Origin of the sequence: Exiguobacterium sp. PHA03 (assembly GCF_041945985.1) — a bacterium.
Classification (GTDB): domain Bacteria; phylum Bacillota; class Bacilli; order Exiguobacteriales; family Exiguobacteriaceae; genus Exiguobacterium_A.
On record NZ_JAUTYQ010000004.1, the window covers coordinates 153,892 to 174,591 of the forward strand.

The following is a 20,700-nucleotide window of genomic DNA, read 5'->3' on the forward strand; positions in this document are numbered from 1 at the left end:
GTATGTTCCCGTATGACTGAATTTCAAACATTTCCTGTATCCATACCGACACTCATCCAAATAAAAATAACAGTGAACATCTTGTTCACTGTTATTCGATTTGAATGTATTCATTTACTGGGCGACGGAAACGCCTAACACTTGTTCAATCCGTTCGAACGCCCAATCCAACTCTTCTTTTGTGATGACAAGCGGTGGTGCAAAGCGAATGACTGTCTCGTGTGTTTCTTTACAGAGTAAGCCTTTCTCTTTCAACGCTTCGCAATATGGTCGAGCTGCTTCTGTTAGTTCAACACCAATGAACAATCCACGACCACGTACTTCTTTGATCATCGGGTTGTTAATTTGTTTTAATTTTTCCATGAAGTACGTACCGAGTTCGAGTGAACGTTCCGGTAACTTTTCGTCTTCTAATACTTCAAGTGAAGCAATCGATACGGCACAAGCGAGTGGATTACCACCGAATGTCGAGCCGTGTGAACCTGGATTGAAGACAGAAAGGACATCTTTATTCGCGGCAACACATGAGATTGGGAATACCCCACCACCCAGTGCTTTCCCAAGAATGTACATGTCTGGTGTTACCTCGTCCCAATCAGAAGCAAACCATTTACCGGAACGACCAAGTCCAGATTGAATCTCATCCGATACGAGCAAAACATTCTGCGCACGACAAACTTCTTGTGCATCTTTTAGGAAGCCATCATACGGAATTAAAATTCCTGCTTCGCCTTGAATCGGCTCCAAGATGAATGCCGCTGTATTTTCAGTGATTGCCTGTTTTAGTGCCTCCAGATCGCCGTATGGAATCGTCTTGATTCCAGGAAGAAGCGGTCCAAATCCTCGTTGATATTCTGCCTCCGTCGACATGGAGACGGCTGTCATCGTTCTACCGTGAAAGTTTCCTTCACAAACGATGATTTCAGCATCACCTGGGATTTGTTTCACTTCATATGCCCAGCGTCGTGCTGCTTTCACTGCCGTCTCAACAGCTTCCGCACCTGTATTCATCGGTAATACCATGTCTTTACCCGTCAATTGTGCTACTTTTTCATAGAAAAAGCCCAGTTGATCATTGTGGAAGGCACGTGACGTCAAAGTGATCTTATCCGCCTGTCGTTTTAGAGCTTCGATGATTTTCGGATGACGATGTCCTTGGTTGACAGCTGAGTAAGCACTCAACATATCCATGTAACGACGTCCTTCCGGATCCGTGACGAAGACACCTTCTGCTTCTGAAATGACGATCGGGAGTGGATGGTAGTTATGTGCTCCGAACTGTTCTGTCTGTTGAATGATTTTCTCTGTTTGATTCATCGAGATTCCCCCTTATAGCTCTTTAGAAAACGCTTTCAAAATCATTATAGCAGATTTTCTTGTATAATCTTCATCTAAAAAATGTATAACCTAGAGGATTGGGATGCGTAAGAATTGAATATATTGGGAAAAGACAAGACAAGTGAACCGTCATCTCTTTTCATCATAAAGGAGCGTGCGCACGTAATGGATCGTTCGACCATTGATTCCTATGAAGTCGTCATTCAAGAGTTTCCACTACCGTCTTTCATCTTAAATATCGATTTGACTATTCGTTCCTGGAACGAGTTAGCAGAACAGCATTGGGGCTGGACACAACAGGAAATCGTCGGACAAATCGTTCCTTTACTTGACCAGGAAGATATGGCATTCAGCCATCAGATTTGGCATTCCTTTCTGGAACGCCGTCAATCGGTCCAATTGCCGAATGCCTCCTTATTCCATAAGTCTGGTACTCCCATGACCTCAACGTTGCTACTGTCTCCTCTACTTGATGAAGTAGGCAATGCCATTGCTGCTTTCGTTTGCTGTATTCCGTCTGCTCAACAACCGATTACAACAAAACCATTATTTCAAGGTTTGATGGATTTACGTCAGGCGTTCGATCAAATCGCCAGTGTCGCTGTATTTGACGCGCGTGGTGCAATTACGTATATAAACGACCAACTTATGGATGTAACAGGTTACTGTCTTGAAATGCTTATTGGTCAGCCATGGTCCGTAATTCTCGATCAAACTAGTACGACTGTCTCAGAAATCCGAACACAACTCCGTGAACGCAAAGCATGGTCTGGTCGTCTTAGTCTCATTTCACACACGGGTGAACGAAAACATCTTCAAGCGACATTGATTCCGATTTATGATGCAAACGGCGTGCGTTTTCAGCATCTGTTCATCGGTAACGACATTACGGAAACAACTGTGCTTGAAGAAGAACTTGATTTTTTAGTGCATCACCATGAGATGACGCATTTATTGAATAAACGTGGATTTTTACGCGAAGGGGAAGCATTGTTCCAGTCTGCTGCATCACATGAACCCATTGCACTCATTTTGTTCGATATCGATCGTTTCAAAGTCATAAACGATTCTTTTGGAACACATGTCGGGGATCAACTCCTTCAAGCAATGGCAACACGGCTTTTGCAACATGCGACGGGTGTCCTTGCTTTTCATCCGACGAGTGATTTATTCGGTGTCCTATTACCTGCACCCTCGAGTAATCTACTCTTTCAATATGCTCGAAAATTACAACAAGCGTTACAACGTCCTTATTACATTAACGGTCATTCACTCATCGTTTCTTGCACATTCGGTATCACCGTCTATCCGTCTGAAGCGAAAACACTTGAAGATTTATACCGCCGCTCTGAAACTGCTCTCTATGCGGGAAAATCAATTGGTACGGGAACGATTCAGTACTTAACACACGAGATGGACACACAATTCACACGTAAAATCCAACTCGAACGTTCTCTCTTCACGGCACTTGAAGATCAGTCGCTCTACCTTGCTTATCAACCGATCATCGAGCTTCAATCACAAGCCGTCAAAGGATTCGAAGCGTTATTACGGTGGAATCATACGGCGCTCGGAAATATTCCGCCGGATGAGTTCATCCCACTCGCCGAAGAGGCTTCTCTAATCACACCAATCAACAACTGGGTCATCATTGAAGCATGTGAACAGCTCGCGAAGTGGCAACAAACGATTGACCCTGAATTGACGATGGCGATCAACATTTCACCGCACCAATTCCAAAGTGACTCCTTTATTCGAACGTTGCAACATGTCGTAACGGAGCGACTCGTTTCGCCATCTTCCGTCACGCTCGAGATGACAGAGAATATTGCTATCTTACAGACACAACGAACCGTCGAACGCATGCACCTCATTAAGTCACTCGGTTTCCGCTTATCGATTGATGATTTTGGAACCGGCTACTCTTCTTTACAGTATCTCAGCGCGTTTCCAATTGATGAATTAAAAATCGATAAAGTGTTCATTGATGGACTAGCAATGAACGAACATGCTTTGCTGGATTCTATCATTCAACTGGGTCGCAATCTAGAGTTGAACCTCGTCGCTGAGGGTGTCGAGACAGAACATGCCTTGACTTACTTGAAAACGACAGATTGCCAGTACATGCAAGGGTTCATTTTCTCTGAACCACTGTCCGTACAGGATGTCGAAAAAAGATTCTTAACCCCTTAATAAAAAAAGAAGTCACGGTGATTTTTATCCACCGTGACTTCTTTTGCATATCGTTTCTTACAATTGAATTTCTCCTACGACCATTCCGTAAACAGCCACTCCGGCTAAGACAACAAGAATCATGCTAGCAATCCACTCATAGCGTGACATGCCTGTCCGTTGCTGTTCTCGTTCTGCTAACGCATATGCTAAAATGCCTGGCGCATAAACTAATGCCGCAATGACGATATACCAAACGCCCGACGCATAGACGAGCCAAATAGAGTACGCGGATGCGATGACCGAGAAGAGTAACATTTTCCGATTCCGCTCTTCCCGTGAAGTCCGGATGCTGTACAAGGCTGATAACAGATATGGTAAGAGCGCACAAATCCCGGCAATACTTGATAGAACGAGATACGTCTGTGCAGAGAATAGCGCAATCCCAGCAACAATTTGTGTGGCGATCTGTGTAATCAGTAGTGCTCCGACTGGTGCCCCTTTTCGATTCGTCTTAGCGAACGCTTTTGGGAACGCACCATCTTTCGCAACCAAATATGAAATCTCTGATGCTAAAATCGTCCATCCAAGAAGCGCTCCGGATAGAGAGATGATTAAACCAATCATGATGATCGTCGCGCCGACTGGTCCGATTGCTGCCTCTAATACATACGCCATCGTCGGTTCCTTTAATCCAGCCAGTTTTTCTTGACTAAGGACGCCAAGTGATAAGACCGAAATCAAGATATAGATGACCAAAACACCAACGAGTCCCGTTACGGTCGCTTTTCCGACATCACTTCGATTTTTAGCACGACTCGATAAAACGACTGCCCCTTCAATTCCAACGAACGCCCAAAGCGTGACGAGCATCGTTCCTTTTACTTGATCGAAGATTGAACCGAGTTCTGTCCCATCTCCCCAGATGTCTAAATTGAACGTTTTGATATTAAAGGCGATCCCAACCAATAGAATGAAAATCAAGATTGGAACGAGCTTTGCAATTGTTGTAATCAGATTGACGAGGGTCGCTTCCTTGATCCCGCTTGAGACAAGCCAGAATAATCCCCAAATGACTACCATACTCATCAAGAGAAGGAATATCCGATTCTCTGCCGCGAAAATCGGGAAGAAATAACTTATCGCATTGAAGACGAGTGTGATGTTCGCAACCGTTCCAATCCATGCAGATACCCAGTATCCCCAAGCACTGTTGAAACCGACGAAACGTCCGAACCCTTCACGTGCATAGGCATAAATACCACCTTCAAGTTCGGGTTTACTGTTTGCAAGGTGCTGGAAGACGAGCGCGAGCATGATCATTCCAATTCCTGTAATACTCCATCCGATGAGAATAGGTCCTGCACTTGCACTTTGGGCCATTGCACCGGGAAGGTTAAAGGCACCTCCACCGACCATCGAACCGATAACCATTGCTGCGAGAGCAAAGAAGCCGATTTTTTGTTGATTCATGATGAGACACTTCCTTTTTCCGTATATCTATTACATCTTACGTATATTCATTCGAAAGACACAAAAGTCATTATAACAAATCACCTTTTAAAGTAAAGAAAGGATTTGAGACGAATGAACTGGATTCATGTATTTCAGCTCGAGGATCTCTTTAAACTCCTGTTGGCTGCTGCCCTTGGAATTTTCATGGGATTCGAGCGTGAAATAAAAAATAAACCGGTCGGTATACGCACTAGCCTCGTAATTACCCTCATCAGCTGTCTTTTAACCATCGTATCCATCAAATCCGTTTCACTCTATCACGATATGGCGACGAATGTTCAAATGGATCCGATGCGCCTTGTCGCACAAATCATTGCCGGTATCGGCTTCATTGGTGCTGGTGTCATTTTGCGTCGTCCTCACGATATCGTCAGTGGATTGACGACGGCCGCCATTATATGGAGTTCAAGTGGAATTGGAATTGCTGTCGGTGCAGGATTTATATGGGAATCGGTTTTTCTTGTTTTATTTTTGTTCTTCTTATTAGAGGGATTGACTCGAGGAATGCGCCGCATTAATAACAGTCGATTCGAAGCGAACGTCCTTGTCGCACACTTGCTCCTTCCTGCTGATATGGAGCCATCTGAAATCATCTTCGCTCTTGAACGAAAAGGTGTTCATATTACGAATATGCGCATGCGAGGAGATCCGGTTCGGTTGACATTACGAATGTATTCTCCGCATAAACTGACCATATTCCTACTTTATGACTATTTAAAATCACTCGGAATTAAGGATATAGACCTTGATCAGTGAGAATTATCTGAAAATTTATGTTGCATTTTTAATCACTTTCACTTAAATTAACAATATGTTCACATTTTTCTGAAATATTTAACTCTAACTCTCGGGGGGTCATCGTTCAATGAATAAAACATCGAAAATTGCGTTTGCTGGACTATCTAGCATCGCACTACTTGCTGTCGCTGCATGCGGGCAAGGAAATGATGAAAACACAAGCGGATCTGATTCAAAAAACAAGAAAAAGGAAGTCACGCTCGTTTCGACGACAGATGTACCTCAGCTTGATCCGACGAAAACGACGGACTCGACTTCCATCATTGTTACGAACAACGTCTTTGAAGGACTTTATCGACTCGATGGTGATAACAAGCCGACACCTGGAATCGCAGAAAATGTCGAAGTGTCAAAAGATAAAAAGACATATACGTTTAAATTGCGTAAAGATGCGAAGTGGTCGGATGGATCAGCCGTCACAGCAGATGATTTCATCTATGCTTGGAAGCGTGCACTTGATCCAAAGACAGCCGCAGAATACGCATACATTTTACAGGACTTGAAAAATGCCAATAAAATTATGGCAGGCAAAGCTGAACTCGATGAACTCGGTGTCAAGAAAATCGATGATCAGACACTTGAAGTACAACTCGAAGCTCCAGCACCTTACTTCCTTGGTTTGACGAGTTTTCCGACTTACTTACCATTAAAGCAATCATTCGTTGAAGATAAAGGCGATAAGTTCGCGACAAGTGTGGACACTATGGTCTTCAACGGACCTTTTGTCCTCGATAAGTGGCAAGCGAACGCGGGTTGGACATATAAGAAAAACCCGGATTACTGGGATAAAGCAAACGTCAAGATGGATCAGATCAACGTTAAAGTCGTTAAGGAAATCTCGACTGGCGTCAACCTCTTTGAAGCAAAAGAAGTCGACTTCGCACCGATTACATCTGAATTCGTCTCACAATATGAAAAATCAGAGGATTACAAGACACGTCCAGATGCTCGGATCAACTTCCTCCGCTTTAACCAAAAGAATAAAGCATTGAAAAACAAGAACATTCGAAAAGCGCTCGCACTTGGTTTTGAGAAACAAGGGATTACGGACGTCATCCTAAACGATGGATCAAAACCAGCAAACTTCATCGTTGCGAAAGACTTCACGTTCACACCGGATGGTGAGGATTTCCGAGCGAAATATCCGGATCTTCAAAGCTATGATGCCGATGCAGCGAAAAAAGCTTGGGATGCTGGATTGAAAGAACTTGGTGTCAAAACAGTCGAACTCAGCATGCTCTCACGAGATGAGGATGCATTCAAGAAAGTCTCTGAATACTTAAAAGGTGATCTAGAGAAACATCTTCCTGGTTTGACGATCAATATCAAACAACAACCGTTCAAGAACTTCCTCGACCTCGAATCGAAGGGCGATTATGATATCTCTGCAGCTGGATGGGGACCTGACTATCAGGATCCAATGACGTTCCTCGATATGTGGTTGACAGGCGGAAGCTTCAACCGGATGGAATACTCGAACAAAAAATTCGATGATCTCATCAAAGGGGCAAAACAACAAGCAGATGAAGCGAAACGTTGGTCTGATATGCAAGAAGCTGAAAAAATCTTGCTAACCGATGACTACGCGATCGCGCCGATCTATCAAAAAGGTGAAGCGTACTTGCAACGGACAAACATTGATAAATTATACCGTCACCCATTCGGTGCCGATATGAGCTTTAAATGGATGGAAATCAAGTAAACGAGGACCTGACGCACACATCGAATTCTTTAATCAACAAGTAGTGGACCTCGTCCGCTACTTGTTTTTGATTTCCTGAAGATATCTCTAAAAACAACAAAGACCCCTTCTGACGGAGCCATCGGGGGTCTTTACTGTGCGATTTGTTTATAAAAAGCGATTTCTTCATCTTGTCCTTCTTCCACTGCTCGGAAGAATTCAGCAAAATAGGCGTACAAAACGGTGCGTTCTTCATACGTCGGTCTGGCTTGACGAATAACGGAGAATGCAAGGTTTCGCAATTGACGTTTCGTTCGCCGATGTGTCGGAAGTGCATAAAATTGACGCGTGAATGAACGATAGACGTCCGCAATCAAGACTTCATGTCCTTCAAAATATGATTTATCCATAAATATAGTCCCCTTTCCACTTTAGTGATCCTATTCTTTTCTACGACTCTTTTAAATAAAGAGTTTCAAAGAAAGTGAGATTTCTCACAAATGATATAGACCTTACTATAACAAGCTTTCCAAAATGATTCAACATCCAAACTATTAAGTTTCATTAAGAATATTTAGACCTTTTGTAAAGTATCTTTCTTTGATTTTAGATCATCTATTTCTAATAAAAAACGGTCTGAGTCCCGGAAAGAGACTCAGACTCGCGATGGACTTTAGTTTGCTTGTACTGAAATATGCTGGAAGTGTTTCACATCGAATAACCCACTGTCGGTCAACTTCAATTCCGGAATGACCGGTAAGCAAAGGAACGACATCGTCAAATAAGGATTAAAGGACCGATCCGCTTCTAATACATCAAGTGCATCGTTTAATGCTTCGAGTGTATCCCCGACTTCTTGGAAAGGACGATTCGTCATCAGCCCAGCGATTTCAAGCGGTAACTCTGCAAGCACGTCTTGTCCATTAACAGCAATGACACCCCCACCCGCTTGAACAAGACGTTCTGCAGCGAGTTGCATCTCTTCGTCTGATGCCCCAACGATGACGAGATTATGGGAATCATGAGCAACGGTCGCAGCAATCGCGCCACGCTTCATCTTAAATCCTTTGACGATTCCAACTGCTGAGAACGATGTCCCGTGATGACGCTCAATGACAGCAATTTTTAAGAGATCCTCCTCTGGCACAGGAACAAAATGTCCTTCTTGAAGCGGAACGTCAAGAATCAAGTGCTCGGTGACGATGCTTTTCGGAATGACTCCGATGACATGCGCACGTGCTGATTCGAGTGGAAGGGCGAATACTTCTGGTGTGATCGGTTTTGTATTCAAGGTTCCACGTAATGACTCCGGCACATGAGCACGGCGAACGGGTCGAATCGTTTTCCCTGCTCGTGCGACACAATTCCCTTGAATATAAACCTCATCAATCACGACGTTATCGGCATCCGATAATAAGACGAAGTCCGCCCGGCGTCCTGGTACGATGGCTCCCCGATCGTCTAGACGATACGCGTTCGTCGCGTGCAACGATGCCATCGCATACGCTGTTTCGCGTTTAATCCCATGACGAATCGCATAGCGAATATTATAATCAATCGTACCTTCCCGTAATGTATCGTCCAAATGTTTATCATCCGTACAGAAGAGGAACCTGCTGGCATTACTCTCTGTCACGGCATCGAGGACTTCCTTCAAGTTTCGGGCTGCTGACCCTTCCCGTACTTCGACATACAGACCACGACGTGCTCGGGCAATTGCATCTTCCTTACTGACGGATTCATGATCCGTCCGAATTCCAGCGACACCATAAATGTTGATTTCGCGTGGTCCGAGTCCTGCAGCATGTCCATCGACAAGTTTCCCTGCGTCTTCAATCTGTTTGATTTTTTGTAACATGTCGCGATCGGCTCGTTCGACAGCCGGATAATCCATGACTTCCCCTAAACCATGGACACCCGGATGATTGACGAATGGCGCAAGTGCCGCAGCATCAAGTGATGCCCCCGCATGTTCAAACGAAGTCGCCGGGACACAGCTCGGTAACATCATGCGCACGTCAAGGGCGAGATCTTCTGCATCATCTAGCATGAAGGACAAACCTTCTGCGCCTTTGACGTTCGCGATCTCATGTGGATCCGCGATGATCGTCGTGACGCCTAGTGGTAAAATCGCCTGTTCATACTCACTTGGTGGTACCATCGATGATTCAATATGAACATGAGCGTCAATAAAACTTGGAGCGATAAACAGATTCGTTCCCGGACGATTCTCGACTCCCTCATATCCCTCTCCGACAGCAGCAATAAAGCCTGAATCAATCGCTACATCTGCCGTATACGTCTCACGTGTCATGACATCGATGACTGAAATGTTTTGATAGACGACAGCTGCTTTCTCTTTTTTTGCAGCAATCGCGATCAATCGTTCACGTACTGTTTGTTCCATCCTGTCTCCTCCTGGTGTAAGCGTATTTTCACTATCTTACAATTAGTTTGGAAGCTGTTGCAATTTATTTTTTGTAACGTCAAGATGAAAGAGTATGGATTTAATGCCTGAGGGGGAAAAACGTATGAAATATCGTGTCGGTTCACTTATTCCAAACATCGATCCATCCGTTTATTTAGCGGATGGATCAAAGGTCATCGGAGAGGTCACGATCGGAAAAGACTCATCCGTCTGGTTCAATACGGTCATCCGGGGAGATGAAGGTCCGATCCAAATCGGAGAACGCGTCAACATTCAAGATGGTTCGATGATTCATCAGTATGAAGGGTTTCCGACTATCATTGAAGATGAAGTCACGATTGGTCATATGGCAATGATTCATGGAGGTATCATTCGAAAAGGAGCGTTGATTGGAATGTCGGCAACGATCCTTGATGAAGCTGAAATTGGAGAAGGTGCATTCGTTGCTGCCGGAAGTCTTGTTCCGCCAAAAATGAAGGTGCCTGCAGGGACAATGGTTATGGGGGTTCCTGCAAAAATCGTCCGCGATATCAGCGACCACGATCGATTCATCATGGAACGGACAGTCCGAAAATATGTGAAACGAGGGCAGCAATATGCCGATAGTTGTGAAGCCATTACAGAGGATTTGACAAGTTTGTGAGAACGTTTACAAAGTTCACAGGTTCTTAATACCTCCCCTCTTCCGTCTTTACAATTCTTTCGTACACTAGAGGTGCAAGAGATGAATCAAGACACAGAGAGGGGATTTTTATATGATTCCAGTATATGAAGAACGTATTATGTCTGATTTATTTTCATCTACGAGTAACCCAAGCTATGGTTTGCCGACGTTACCTGAATTCGAAACAGATTGGTTGACAGCTGAGGTTCAAGTACGTATCGTTAAAGATGCCGAGCACCGCCTTGGAACATTAAACCGAGAGGAAGAACGTGTATGATTCAGCAACGCACTGTTCGCGCTTGGCTCGCTAGTCGCATCAAAAAATAATTTAATCACTTGATTACGTATTTTCCAAAACGATATAGCGCGTCAGCGCGCATACAAAAAGAGCCGAAGCGGATTCCCGCCTCGGCTCTACCTGTTTATTTAGAAATCAATCCTTCTTTAATCAAGAAATCACGCGCGACTTTTTCAGGACGCTGCTTCTCAACATCTGCTTTGTAGTTCAGTTCTTGCATCGTTTCATCCGTGATTTTATCCTTCAATGTGTTGAGGACTTTTTTCAGCTCTGGATGTTCTTTAAGGGTTTCTTGACGAACAAGTGGTACCGCATAGTAGGGTGGGAAAAACTCTTTATCATCTTTGAGTACAGTCAAATCAAACTTCTTCAAAAGACCGTCTGTTGAAAAACTATCGATGACATTCGTTCGACCGTTCGTCAATGCTGTATAGCGAAGTCCTCCATCAACTGGTTGTACATCTTTGAACTTCATATCCGGATACTTCTTCTTTAGACCAAGATAACCATCCTCACGGTTCGCGAATTCAATCGTTGAACCGAGAATCAAGCGATCACTGACTTTTGACATATCCGACACTGTCTTCAAGTCGTACTTCTTAATGTCTTCTTTTGTCATGGCAAGAGCATACGTATTGTTGAAGCCGATCGGATCTAGGACATCGACCTGACTTTTTTCGGGAATCATCTTCCCGACTTTTGCATAGACCGTTTTCGGATCCGTCTCGACTTCCTGCTTGAGCACGTCGATCAACAATGTCCCTGTGTACTCGACATACGCGTCAATCTCCCCTTTTTCAAGCGCCCCGTAAGCGACCTTCGTCCCCCCGAGATTTAATTGACGTTCGACTTGTAGATCCGTTTTATCTTCGATTAAATCCGCTAACATATTTCCAAGAATCAACTGTTCCGTAAAGTTCTTCGATCCGATGACGATCTTATCTTCCTTGAGGAAAGAATAAGCGACTGTACCACCAACCAATAGGAAGACGATGCTTGCGATTGCGATCTTGCGTCCCGCTGACATCGCTTTACGGCGCTTCCGTGCCTTGTTTTTAATTCGACCATCTGCGAGCGGAATACCGTTCGGCGCCACCGAATATTCAATCCGGCTGACGACGAAGTCGATGATAAGCGCTAAGATACCAGCTGGAATCGCTCCGGCGAGAATCTGGTTATTATCAACCGTTTGAATACCTGAAAAGACAAGGTAACCAAGACCACCGGCACCGATGAATGCTGAAATCGTCATTAAACCAACCGCTGTGACGGCTGAAATCCGAATCCCTGCCATCATGATCGGTAAGGCAAGCGGAATCTGGACCTTACTGAGGATTTGACGATCCGTCAAACCAATTCCTTTTGCTGCTTCAAGCGTATCTCCCGGAATACTCGATAGACCTGTGTACGTATTTTTGACGATTGGCAAGAGTGAATAGAGCACGACCATGATGATCGCTGGTGTCGATCCGATACCGATGAACGGAATTAAGAAACCGAGTAAGGCAAGACTCGGGACGGCTTGCACGACGCTCGTCAGCGCGAGGACCGGTTTTGCGAACTTTTGATAGCGCGTGATTAAAATCCCGATCGGAATCCCAAGGACGACGGCGATGACGACGGCAAAGACCGTCAGCTGTAAGTGCTCCAGTAATAAGTCACCGATTTGATCGGTATTATTTTTTACATAATCAAAGAAACCGTTCATTGAACTTCCTCCTCATGAATGAATTGCTCACTCAAGACGGAAAGTAAGCTACTACGCGTGATTAATCCTCTTAGTTTTCCTGTTGCATCTGTTACCGGCAGATAACCTGTCTCTTCCTGATTCATGACTTCAAGGACATCAAGTAACGAATCGTGTTCATTGACGGCAATGATTTCGCCCTCCATTACTTCTTCAATTCGTTGGCTCTTATCCGGGATCGTTTGGATGTTCTTTAACTTAATCAGCCCTTGTAAAACGCGGTCACGATCAGTGATCAATAGACTGTCGACTTTTCGCCCACGCATGATTTCAATTCCCTGTAGCAATGTACGTTTGCCACTGATTGAAACTGGATCCTCAATCATGATATCTTCTGCCTTGATGAATTCTGGACTACTCCAAATTTTATTTTTTCCGATGAACGATTCGACATATTCATCTTTTGGATGACGCAGGATTTCTTCTGGAGTATCGAACTGAACGATCTCCCCGTCACGCATGATACATATCCGATCCGCTAACTTGATCGCTTCATCCATATCATGAGTGACGAAAACAATCGTCTTTTTCACTTCCTCTTGTAAGTTGAAAAGCTCTTCCTGCAAATCATTACGAGTAACGGGATCGAGAGCACTGAACGGCTCATCCATCAGGATGACATCAGGATCATTCATCAGAGCACGCGCGAAACCGACACGTTGCTGCTGTCCGCCACTGAGTTCGCTCGGATAACGATCAATAAATTGTCTCGGATCAAGCCCGACCATCGTTAATAGTTGTTCTGTCCGCTGATCCATCTCATCGTGATCTTTCCCCTCAAGTCCAGCAATCAATTGAATGTTTTCCCGGACCGTCATATGAGGGAACAGACCAGTTTGCTGAATGACATATCCCATATGGCGTCTTAATTCAATCGTATCCGTCTTCATGATATCCTTCCCATTGACCAAAATTGTGCCTGAAGAAGGTTCGATCAATCGATTGATCATTTTAAGTGATGTCGTTTTCCCACAACCACTTGGTCCGATGAAAACAACGAGTTCACCCTTTTGAATCTCGAGCGATAAGCCTTTTAAGACGACATTTTCCTTAAACTGCTTGCCGACGTTTTTGAATTCGATCATTCCTTCTCACTCCTTTTTACTATTTCCATATATTATGTTTTCCCAAAAAGGTTACGGTTTAAACAAATTTCCATTAAATCAGTTTTATTTCTTTGAAAAAGGGGAAATTTTTAGTTCTTTTTTTAAAAATAAAGGGAATACGTAAATAAAGAGTACTGATAAAGCATGTTTTGATGAAGGAGGCCCTTAACGATGAACATCAAGAAACCCACCATCATGATGATCGGATTGCTTCTCCTAACCTCACTTTCAATTCCCTCACAGGTCGATGCAGCGAGTTCTACGTTTGTCACAAAAGGAACGACGACCAAAAAAGTCGTCGCATTGACATTTGATGACGGTTCAGATGGAACGAACATTGCCAAAATATTAAGTGTCTTAAAAAGTAATCAAGTGAAAGCTACTTTCTTTTTAACAGGCAGTGGTGCAAACAACCATCCTCAATCGATTAAAAACATCACAACCGCCTCTCCAACACATCAAATCGGCAATCACTCGTATTCACATCCGGATTTCACGACTTTATCAGCAAGCCAAATGACAAGTGAATTATCCCGGACGGAGTCGCTCATCCGATCCTTGACCGGAAAAACGACGAAACCGATTTTTCGGGCGCCGTTCGGTGCAAGTAACAGTAAGGTATTGAGTGTCGTCGGAGCGGCTGGTTATACGAAAACGATTCAATGGAATATCGATTCGACGGATTGGAAAGGCATCTCTTCAACAGCTATCTTGGATCGTGTGTTACCAAAAGTCGTTCCTGGATCAATCATCCTCATGCACACTGGGGCTGGTGCGAAAGGAACACCAACCGCCCTGCCGACGATGATTTCGAAATTAAAAGCAAAAGGCTATTCGTTCGTCACGATTTCAGAACTGTTGCGTTCTACGGTCCCAACCGGTACGACGTATACTGTCAAAGCGGGCGATACACTCTATTCGATTGCCCGTAAATACAATGTCTCGGTCTCTGCCCTCGCGAGTGCGAACAACATCACGAATTGGAGTCTACTCAATGTCGGTCAAGTCTTAAAAATCCCGACAACGACGTATACGGTTAAAGCGGGTGATACACTTTACTCGATTGCGACACGTTACGGCGTCACCGTCACAGCATTAATGCAGGCGAACGGCATCACAAATCCGAATCTCTTACTCGTTGGACAAGTCTTGAAAATCCCAAAATGAATATACTGTCACAGCAAAAAAAACGATTCCTCTCTAGTCGCGAGAAGAATCGTCACATGTATGAAAAACCGGCGAGATTGCGCCGGTTTTTTTGTCGTCAATCGCTTGACCCCTCACCTCTTATGACTCCGAACGGACCCCATTGATTCCAAGATCACACTGAACTAAGTCCGCATATGTTTGTCGACGGACGACTTCGCGGGATTCCCCGTCCCGAACGAAGACGAGTGCCGGACGTAAGAATTGATTGTAGTTGCTTGCCATCGAGAAGTTATACGCTCCCGTTCCAAATACAGCGAGGGTATCGCCACTCTTTGGCGTAACTAACTGCGCTTTTTCAGCGACGAGATCACCTGATTCACAAGCTGCTCCAACGACAGTCATTTCGGTCGTTTCGCCACTCATCCGGTTAGCGATGACGGTTTCATAAACCGCTCCGTAAAGTGCGGGACGAATGTTATCCGTCATTCCACCGTCCACCGAAAGATATGTCCGGACGCCTTCGATCTCTTTGATTGCCCCAACTGTATAAAGTGTCGTCCCTGCATTCGCAACGACCCAGCGTCCTGGTTCGATACCGATTCGCGGACGTTCGATGCCAAGTCGTGCCGTTTCCGTCTCAATGACATCCATGACGTGTGCGATCGTCGCTTCAAAATCAAGTGGCTGGTCGTCCTGCGTATAGGCAATTCCGAACCCACCTCCAACGTTGACTTCGCTGACTGTGAAATCATGTTGTACACGAATTGTTTCGACGAAGCCCATCATCGTCCGAGCCGTCTGTTCGAACAGCGACGGATCTTGGATTTGCGAACCGACATGACAATGGATGCCAAGTAACGATAGATGTTCTGATGCTAAAATCGCTTCGATTGCGTCCAAGTAATCTGACGCATGTGTCGAGAAACCGAATTTCGTATCGACACCACCTGTCTGAATTTTCGCATGCGCTCCACCGATGACTTGTGGCACGATCCGAATCAAGACATGAACCGTTCGACCAGCTTGTGCCGCAATCGCTTCCAGTTGTGCAATCTCTGCAAAGTGATCGATGACGATTCGTCCGACACCTTCTTCGACAGCATACTGAAGATCAGCCGTTGATTTATTCGAACCATGGAAATAAATTCGCTCTGCTGGAACGCCCGATTGACGGGCGATGAAGAGTTCCCCGCCCGTGACGACGTCAATTCCAAGACCATGACGCACGACTTGTTCATACACCGCACTGACAGTCAATGCTTTAGAAGCGAAGGAAGCATACGTATTCGGATACTTATCAAGGAAGTGTTCCCGGACGGTCGCCAGTCGATCCGTCAGCTCCCGTTCTGCCATCACGTACAATGGTGTTCCGTACTGTGCTGCAAGATCGGTCGCTGCGACACCATCGATGTGCAACGTGTTGTTTTCTTCTGTCAGGTATTGACTTCCATACATAATAAGTTCCTCCTTATAGATACTGATGCGTCAAACGCCAAGACCGGGCACACATCTGCTCTGAATTGTTCGCTGCTCCTGTCCGAGTAATATCGTCAATTTCAACGCCATCCCCGTATAGCACGACCTCGTCTCCGACCTCAACCGTCCCATCGACAGCGACGAACGTATGACTCATGAATAATTTATTGATGACCGGATAAGGTTTTTCTTTAATATGAACAGGCAGAGCGGCACGCCCACGGACGACACCGTCTCCATAGCCGACTGGTAAGATGGCAATCCGCATCGGTTCTGTACTCGTAAAATTCGTCCCGTACCCAACGTGTTCACCCGGTCCGATTTCGCGAATTTCAACGACCTCCGTCGTCATCCGTAGCGAAGGAACGAGCCAGTCCATCTTTTCAATCGGTGAATAGCCGAATAAGAAGATTCCAGGGCGGACATAATTACAAAATGCGAGACGCGGATCGTGTTTGACGATCGTCGCACTGTTTTCCGAGTGCATATACGTAAACGTATGGCGCTTTCGTAACACATCGGCAATGGCGACGAAACGTTCGACTTGTCCATCGTGATCCGCATCCGGCTCATCGGCAAGCGGAAAATGTGTATATAAACCTGTTAAAGCGAGCGAATCTGCTTGCGCAAGCGCAAGAACAGCTTCCGCCTCTTGAAGCGAACTGACACCAAAACGATTCATCCCGACGTTGATCTTCAAATGTAACTCGATTCCTTGCAGCTGTTTACTGTTTAGGGCGAGCCATTCTAGCGATGAGACACCGAGTGCAATTCCGAAACGTCGTGCTGTTTCAAAATCCTCCGTCGGATTCATCACCAGTACATAACTGTCTGGAAAATTCGTTTTGATTTCAATGGCTTCATACAACTCGGCGACAGCAAAGTGATGCACATCAGACGCCGTCAGCGTTTCGACCATCTCGAGCATGCCTAAGTTGTACGCATTGTTCTTGACCACGGCAAAAATATGTTTACGTGATCGAGCGAAGACCGATGCGACGTTCTGTCGCACCGCCTTCCGATCGATCGTGACGAGTGTACGCGTCGTCATTCTGCGACAGCTGGTGTCACATACGTCAACCAATCCGCATATTGCGGCAATTGACCTGTGACGGCTTGACGGTAAAGATCGAGCAACTCATCTGCGACGTTCCGTGTTCCGCCGTTGATGGAGATATGATCGATTTCACCGACACTCGTGATTTCAGCAGCTGTTCCTGTTAAGAAAATCTCATCTGCGACATATAACTCATCGCGTCCGATGTGACGTTTGACGACAGGATAGCCTTGATCTTGTGCCAAACGGATGATGACTTGGCGTGTGATACCGTCGAGTACTGAACAATCAAGTGACGGTGTATGAATCGTTCCGTTTTTAAGAAGGAAAAGATTCGCAACACTCGCTTCACTAACGTTTCCGTTCATGTCGAGCGCGATTGCTTCATCAAATCCATCACGGATGGCTTCACCTTTTAAGAGTTGTGAGTTCATATAGTTGGCAGCCGCTTTCGCTTGCATCGGCATCATCGTTGATGAGACGCGGCGGTATGATGCGACTTTGGCACGGATGCCAGCACCTTTATCGAAGTATTCCCCAAGCTCCCAGCAAGAGATACCGACATGAACTGTCGTATCTTTCGCCATCAATGCTTGCCATGGCGTACCGAGGAACACGAATGGACGGATATAACAAGATTCGAATCCGTTTTTCGCAACTAGATCAATCGTCGCCTGGACGAGTTCATCAACCGTATACGGAATTGTGACGTGGTAATAGGCGCAACTACGGAAAAGACGTTCAATATGTTCCTTCAATTGGAAAATCGCCGGTCCGTCCGGTGTCGCGTAGGCACGAATTCCTTCAAAGAATCCACTACCATAGTGAATCGCATGTGACATGACGCTCGTGTTCGCATCTTTCGGATCATGAAAGACTCCATCTAACCAAATTGCTTCTCCATACTGTGTATCCACTGCCATGTGTTTTCCTCCTCTTCGACGTCAATCAGAGTGAACGTAAATCATCCACCAATTGCGTCTTCTCTTCTGTTTTCGCATCTTTCTGTTTGATGACACGTGCAGGTGTTCCGGCAACGACGCTTCCAGCAGGTACGTCTTCTGTGACGACACTACCGGCAGCGACGACGGCATCTTTACCGACTTTGACGCCTTCGAGAATGACTGCATTCGCACCAATCAAGACACCGTCTTCAATGATGACAGGTGTTTTTGAAGGTGGTTCGAGGACACCCGCGACCACGGCACCTGCGCCGACATGAACGTTTTTCCCGATCGTCCCACGTGCACCGACGACAGCGTTCATATCAATCATTGTACCATCTCCGATCGATGCACCGATATTAATGATGGCACCCATCATAACGACCGCGTTATCACCGATGACGACATGATCACGAATCCATGAACCTGGTTCGATGCGCGCATTCAAGTGACGTGTATCAAGCATTGGTACCGCACTGTTGCGACGGTCATACTCCACGTGAACATCCGTGATGCGATCTGAATACTTTTCTAAGAAAGTAGCCGCAAGTCCTGCATCCGCGAAGAAAATCTTTGATTCATCTGATCCGAACGCTGTTGCGCCTTCGATCGTCAAGCCCGCCAAATCGCCGTTGACGTAAAGTTTTACCGGTGTTTGTTTTTTAGCATCTTTAATGAATTTAGCAATTTCGTAAGCATCAGTGAGTAACATGTGAATCCTCCTGTGTGTAGAGCGTCTCTAATGTATAGAGTCCCGCTGTTTTTTGAATGAGTGCTTCAGCTGCTTTGATCGCACCAGAAGCAAATACTTTTTTCGATAATGCCGTATGTTTGATTTCAATCAATTCGTCGACACCTGCGAATAAGACTTCGTGTTCTCCGAAGATCGTACCGCCGCGCATCGCGTGCATCCCGATCTCGTTCGTCTCCCGCTTTTGCCGCGTTTGTGACCGGTCATATACCGGTGTGACGTCACGTGCCGTCTGAATCGTTTGCAATAACAACTCCGCCGTTCCGCTCGGGGCATCGACTTTTTGATTATGATGTTTCTCGAGCAATTCGATGTCATACGCTCCTGCTAGTGGTACGAGTGTCTTCAGCAGTTGCTGCACCATCGCGATGCCGTACGACATGTTGTACGACTGGAAGATTGGAATTTCTTTTGCGGCGTCCTTGATCGATGCCAGTTCCGCCTCCGAAAAACCAGTCGTCGCGATGACGAGTGGTGTTTTTGTCGCCAGCCCATATGCGAGCAGATCCGGTAGCAAACTCGGATGCGAGAAGTCGATGATTGCATCGACCGTCTCTGCCATCTCTGTTAGCTCGGCATATGAAGCGATCGTATCGGATGACTTCGTCCGGTCAACGATCGCAACGACACTTTGTGGTGCGAGTTCGACGACGTATTGTCCTGTCGCCCCATAACCGTGTAACGCGAGTTTCATCGAACCACTCCTTTGTAAGCCCGCATCGTTTCGAGTAAGTGGGCGTGTCCCGCTTCCGATTGACGGACGAGCGGCAAGCGCGGCGCACCGACAGCAAAGCCGAGTTCTTCAAGCGATGCTTTAACTGGAATCGGATTGACATCACTGAACAAGGCACCGATGACCGGTAACAAGTCTGCCTGAATCCGGCGTGCCGTGACGAGATCTTGCGCGAGTAACGCCTCAGCAAGTGCTTGTGTCTCTGCCGGATACGGATTCGAAAGAACTGAGATGACGCCTTGTGCGCCCCACGCCATGTACGGCAGGATTTGATCATCATTTCCACAGAAGACCGCGAAGTCTTCCGGAATCGCCGCCATCAGTTCGCCCATGAAGCTGACGTCTCCACTCGCTTCCTTAAACGCTTGGATGCGTGGATGACGTGCTAACGTCACTGCGGTTTCGACTGCGATCGCAACGCCTGTCCGCGACGGAACGTTGTACAGCATGATCGGTAATTCGGTTGCATCAGCGACCGCCGTGAAGTGCGCGACGAGACCGGCTTGTGATGTTTTATTGTAGTACGGTGTGACGAGCATCGCTGCATCCGCACCAAGGCGTTCTGCGAGTAATGTTTTCTCGATTGTTACTGCCGTGTTGTTCGAACCCGTTCCGGCAATGACGGGTACTCGTCCTGCTGTGACTTGAACGGCAGTCGTCAATAGTTGTTCAAATTCCGTGTTTGTCAGTGTCGAACCTTCTCCTGTCGTCCCTCCGACGACAAGTGCCTGAATCCCTGTTGCGAGTTGTTGCTCGATCAAGCGTTCGAATACGTGTAGATCCAACTCGCCTGCTTCATTAAATGGTGTGACGAGCGCTGTACCTGCTCCTTTGAACATGAAG

The 20,700-nt window shown here is 45.9% G+C and carries 18 protein-coding genes; 6 read left to right on the forward strand and 12 right to left on the reverse strand.

Annotated elements, in window-relative coordinates; all coding sequences use genetic code 11:
- Nucleotides 1-114: 114 nt before the first annotated feature.
- Nucleotides 115-1,317 (reverse strand): ornithine--oxo-acid transaminase, encoded by a 1,203-nt coding sequence (locus tag Q7C19_RS14600; RefSeq protein WP_023467138.1) that lies wholly within the window; start codon nt 1,315-1,317, stop codon nt 115-117.
- A gap of 186 nt (nt 1,318-1,503) precedes the next feature.
- Between Q7C19_RS14600 and Q7C19_RS14605 the strand changes: the two genes are divergently transcribed.
- Complete coding sequence (locus Q7C19_RS14605) at nt 1,504-3,531, forward strand: EAL domain-containing protein (protein WP_375092375.1); 2,028 nt, start codon at nt 1,504-1,506, stop codon at nt 3,529-3,531.
- Between the two features lie 57 nt (nt 3,532-3,588).
- On the opposite strand, the gene Q7C19_RS14610 is transcribed toward Q7C19_RS14605, so the two are convergent.
- Complete coding sequence (locus Q7C19_RS14610) at nt 3,589-4,986, reverse strand: basic amino acid/polyamine antiporter (protein WP_201247407.1); 1,398 nt, start codon at nt 4,984-4,986, stop codon at nt 3,589-3,591.
- Between the two features lie 111 nt (nt 4,987-5,097).
- On the opposite strand from Q7C19_RS14610, the gene Q7C19_RS14615 reads away from it, so the two are divergent.
- Both Q7C19_RS14615 and Q7C19_RS14620 read left to right on the forward strand, forming a co-directional pair.
- Nucleotides 5,098-5,781 (forward strand): MgtC/SapB family protein, encoded by a 684-nt coding sequence (locus Q7C19_RS14615; protein WP_375092376.1) that lies wholly within the window; start codon nt 5,098-5,100, stop codon nt 5,779-5,781.
- A gap of 109 nt (nt 5,782-5,890) precedes the next feature.
- Nucleotides 5,891-7,525, forward strand: a complete 1,635-nt coding sequence (locus Q7C19_RS14620; protein ID WP_375092377.1) for a peptide ABC transporter substrate-binding protein — start codon at nt 5,891-5,893, stop codon at nt 7,523-7,525.
- 131 nt (nt 7,526-7,656) lie between these two features.
- On the opposite strand, the gene Q7C19_RS14625 is transcribed toward Q7C19_RS14620, so the two are convergent.
- Together Q7C19_RS14625 and ade are read right to left on the reverse strand one after the other, a co-directional pair.
- Entirely contained in the window at nt 7,657-7,914 is a 258-nt protein-coding gene (locus tag Q7C19_RS14625) for a hypothetical protein (RefSeq protein ID WP_035412398.1), read from the reverse strand.
- Between the two features lie 263 nt (nt 7,915-8,177).
- A complete protein-coding gene (gene ade, locus Q7C19_RS14630) occupies nt 8,178-9,911 on the reverse strand; it encodes an adenine deaminase (RefSeq protein WP_375092378.1) in 1,734 nt (577 codons plus the stop codon).
- Nucleotides 9,912-10,035: 124 nt separating this feature from the next.
- On the opposite strand from ade, the gene Q7C19_RS14635 reads away from it, so the two are divergent.
- Together Q7C19_RS14635 and Q7C19_RS14640 are read left to right on the forward strand one after the other, a co-directional pair.
- The gene (locus Q7C19_RS14635; protein ID WP_047395039.1) at nt 10,036-10,575 is read left to right on the forward strand and encodes a gamma carbonic anhydrase family protein; all 540 of its coding nucleotides are present in this window, start codon (nt 10,036-10,038) and stop codon (nt 10,573-10,575) included.
- A 112-nt stretch (nt 10,576-10,687) separates the two neighbouring features.
- A complete protein-coding gene (locus tag Q7C19_RS14640; RefSeq protein ID WP_035412391.1) occupies nt 10,688-10,873 on the forward strand; it encodes a hypothetical protein in 186 nt (61 codons plus the stop codon).
- Nucleotides 10,874-11,018: 145 nt separating this feature from the next.
- On the opposite strand, the gene Q7C19_RS14645 is transcribed toward Q7C19_RS14640, so the two are convergent.
- Together Q7C19_RS14645 and Q7C19_RS14650 are read right to left on the reverse strand one after the other, a co-directional pair.
- Nucleotides 11,019-12,602 carry an ABC transporter permease/substrate-binding protein gene (locus tag Q7C19_RS14645; protein WP_056063467.1) on the reverse strand — a complete coding sequence of 528 codons (1,584 nt, stop codon included), beginning with the start codon at nt 12,600-12,602 and terminating at the stop codon, nt 11,019-11,021.
- Entirely contained in the window at nt 12,599-13,726 is a 1,128-nt protein-coding gene (locus tag Q7C19_RS14650) for an ABC transporter ATP-binding protein (protein WP_035412384.1), read from the reverse strand. The genes Q7C19_RS14645 and Q7C19_RS14650 overlap by 4 nt, the downstream gene beginning before the upstream one ends.
- 192 nt (nt 13,727-13,918) lie before the next feature.
- On the opposite strand from Q7C19_RS14650, the gene Q7C19_RS14655 reads away from it, so the two are divergent.
- On the forward strand, nt 13,919-14,914 hold the full coding sequence (locus Q7C19_RS14655; RefSeq protein ID WP_375092379.1) for a LysM peptidoglycan-binding domain-containing protein: 996 nt from the start codon (nt 13,919-13,921) through the stop codon (nt 14,912-14,914).
- A gap of 120 nt (nt 14,915-15,034) precedes the next feature.
- Here Q7C19_RS14655 and lysA read toward each other — a convergent pair whose 3' ends face one another.
- From lysA to dapA, 6 genes are read right to left on the reverse strand one after another with little or no spacing between them, the layout of a single operon-like run.
- Entirely contained in the window at nt 15,035-16,351 is a 1,317-nt protein-coding gene (lysA, locus tag Q7C19_RS14660) for a diaminopimelate decarboxylase (RefSeq protein WP_375092380.1), read from the reverse strand.
- Nucleotides 16,352-16,364: 13 nt separating this feature from the next.
- Nucleotides 16,365-17,423: an alanine racemase gene (gene alr, locus Q7C19_RS14665; protein WP_035412376.1), complete on the reverse strand. Its 1,059-nt coding sequence runs from the start codon at nt 17,421-17,423 to the stop codon at nt 16,365-16,367.
- Nucleotides 17,420-18,352 carry a branched-chain amino acid transaminase gene (locus tag Q7C19_RS14670; RefSeq protein WP_375092381.1) on the reverse strand — a complete coding sequence of 311 codons (933 nt, stop codon included), beginning with the start codon at nt 18,350-18,352 and terminating at the stop codon, nt 17,420-17,422. Before Q7C19_RS14670 ends, alr begins: the two co-directional genes overlap by 4 nt.
- A 25-nt stretch (nt 18,353-18,377) precedes the next feature.
- Nucleotides 18,378-19,085 (reverse strand): 2,3,4,5-tetrahydropyridine-2,6-dicarboxylate N-acetyltransferase, encoded by a 708-nt coding sequence (gene dapD, locus Q7C19_RS14675; RefSeq protein WP_029340774.1) that lies wholly within the window; start codon nt 19,083-19,085, stop codon nt 18,378-18,380.
- Nucleotides 19,072-19,818, reverse strand: a complete 747-nt coding sequence (gene dapB, locus Q7C19_RS14680) for a 4-hydroxy-tetrahydrodipicolinate reductase (protein ID WP_290784118.1) — start codon at nt 19,816-19,818, stop codon at nt 19,072-19,074. Before dapB ends, dapD begins: the two co-directional genes overlap by 14 nt.
- A complete protein-coding gene (gene dapA, locus Q7C19_RS14685) occupies nt 19,815-20,696 on the reverse strand; it encodes a 4-hydroxy-tetrahydrodipicolinate synthase (protein WP_375092382.1) in 882 nt (293 codons plus the stop codon). Before dapA ends, dapB begins: the two co-directional genes overlap by 4 nt.
- Nucleotides 20,697-20,700: the final 4 nt, after the last annotated feature.

Excerpts from the sequence above, each read along its gene's own strand:
- Q7C19_RS14600 (WP_023467138.1), bottom strand. The coding sequence starts at position 1,317 with ATGAATCAAACAGAGAAAATCATTCAACAGACAGAACAGTTCGGAGCA.
- Q7C19_RS14605 (WP_375092375.1), top strand. The coding sequence starts at position 1,504 with ATGGATCGTTCGACCATTGATTCCTATGAAGTCGTCATTCAAGAGTTT.
- Q7C19_RS14615 (WP_375092376.1), top strand. The coding sequence starts at position 5,098 with ATGAACTGGATTCATGTATTTCAGCTCGAGGATCTCTTTAAACTCCTG.
- Q7C19_RS14620 (WP_375092377.1), top strand. The coding sequence starts at position 5,891 with ATGAATAAAACATCGAAAATTGCGTTTGCTGGACTATCTAGCATCGCA.
- Q7C19_RS14625 (WP_035412398.1), bottom strand. The coding sequence starts at position 7,914 with ATGGATAAATCATATTTTGAAGGACATGAAGTCTTGATTGCGGACGTC.
- ade (WP_375092378.1), bottom strand. The coding sequence starts at position 9,911 with ATGGAACAAACAGTACGTGAACGATTGATCGCGATTGCTGCAAAAAAA.
- Q7C19_RS14635 (WP_047395039.1), top strand. The coding sequence starts at position 10,036 with ATGAAATATCGTGTCGGTTCACTTATTCCAAACATCGATCCATCCGTT.
- Q7C19_RS14640 (WP_035412391.1), top strand. The coding sequence starts at position 10,688 with ATGATTCCAGTATATGAAGAACGTATTATGTCTGATTTATTTTCATCT.
- Q7C19_RS14645 (WP_056063467.1), bottom strand. The coding sequence starts at position 12,602 with ATGAACGGTTTCTTTGATTATGTAAAAAATAATACCGATCAAATCGGT.
- Q7C19_RS14650 (WP_035412384.1), bottom strand. The coding sequence starts at position 13,726 with ATGATCGAATTCAAAAACGTCGGCAAGCAGTTTAAGGAAAATGTCGTC.
- Q7C19_RS14655 (WP_375092379.1), top strand. The coding sequence starts at position 13,919 with ATGAACATCAAGAAACCCACCATCATGATGATCGGATTGCTTCTCCTA.
- lysA (WP_375092380.1), bottom strand. The coding sequence starts at position 16,351 with ATGTATGGAAGTCAATACCTGACAGAAGAAAACAACACGTTGCACATC.
- alr (WP_035412376.1), bottom strand. The coding sequence starts at position 17,423 with ATGACGACGCGTACACTCGTCACGATCGATCGGAAGGCGGTGCGACAG.
- Q7C19_RS14670 (WP_375092381.1), bottom strand. The coding sequence starts at position 18,352 with ATGGCAGTGGATACACAGTATGGAGAAGCAATTTGGTTAGATGGAGTC.
- dapD (WP_029340774.1), bottom strand. The coding sequence starts at position 19,085 with ATGTTACTCACTGATGCTTACGAAATTGCTAAATTCATTAAAGATGCT.
- dapB (WP_290784118.1), bottom strand. The coding sequence starts at position 19,818 with ATGAAACTCGCGTTACACGGTTATGGGGCGACAGGACAATACGTCGTC.
- dapA (WP_375092382.1), bottom strand. The coding sequence starts at position 20,696 with ATGTTCAAAGGAGCAGGTACAGCGCTCGTCACACCATTTAATGAAGCA.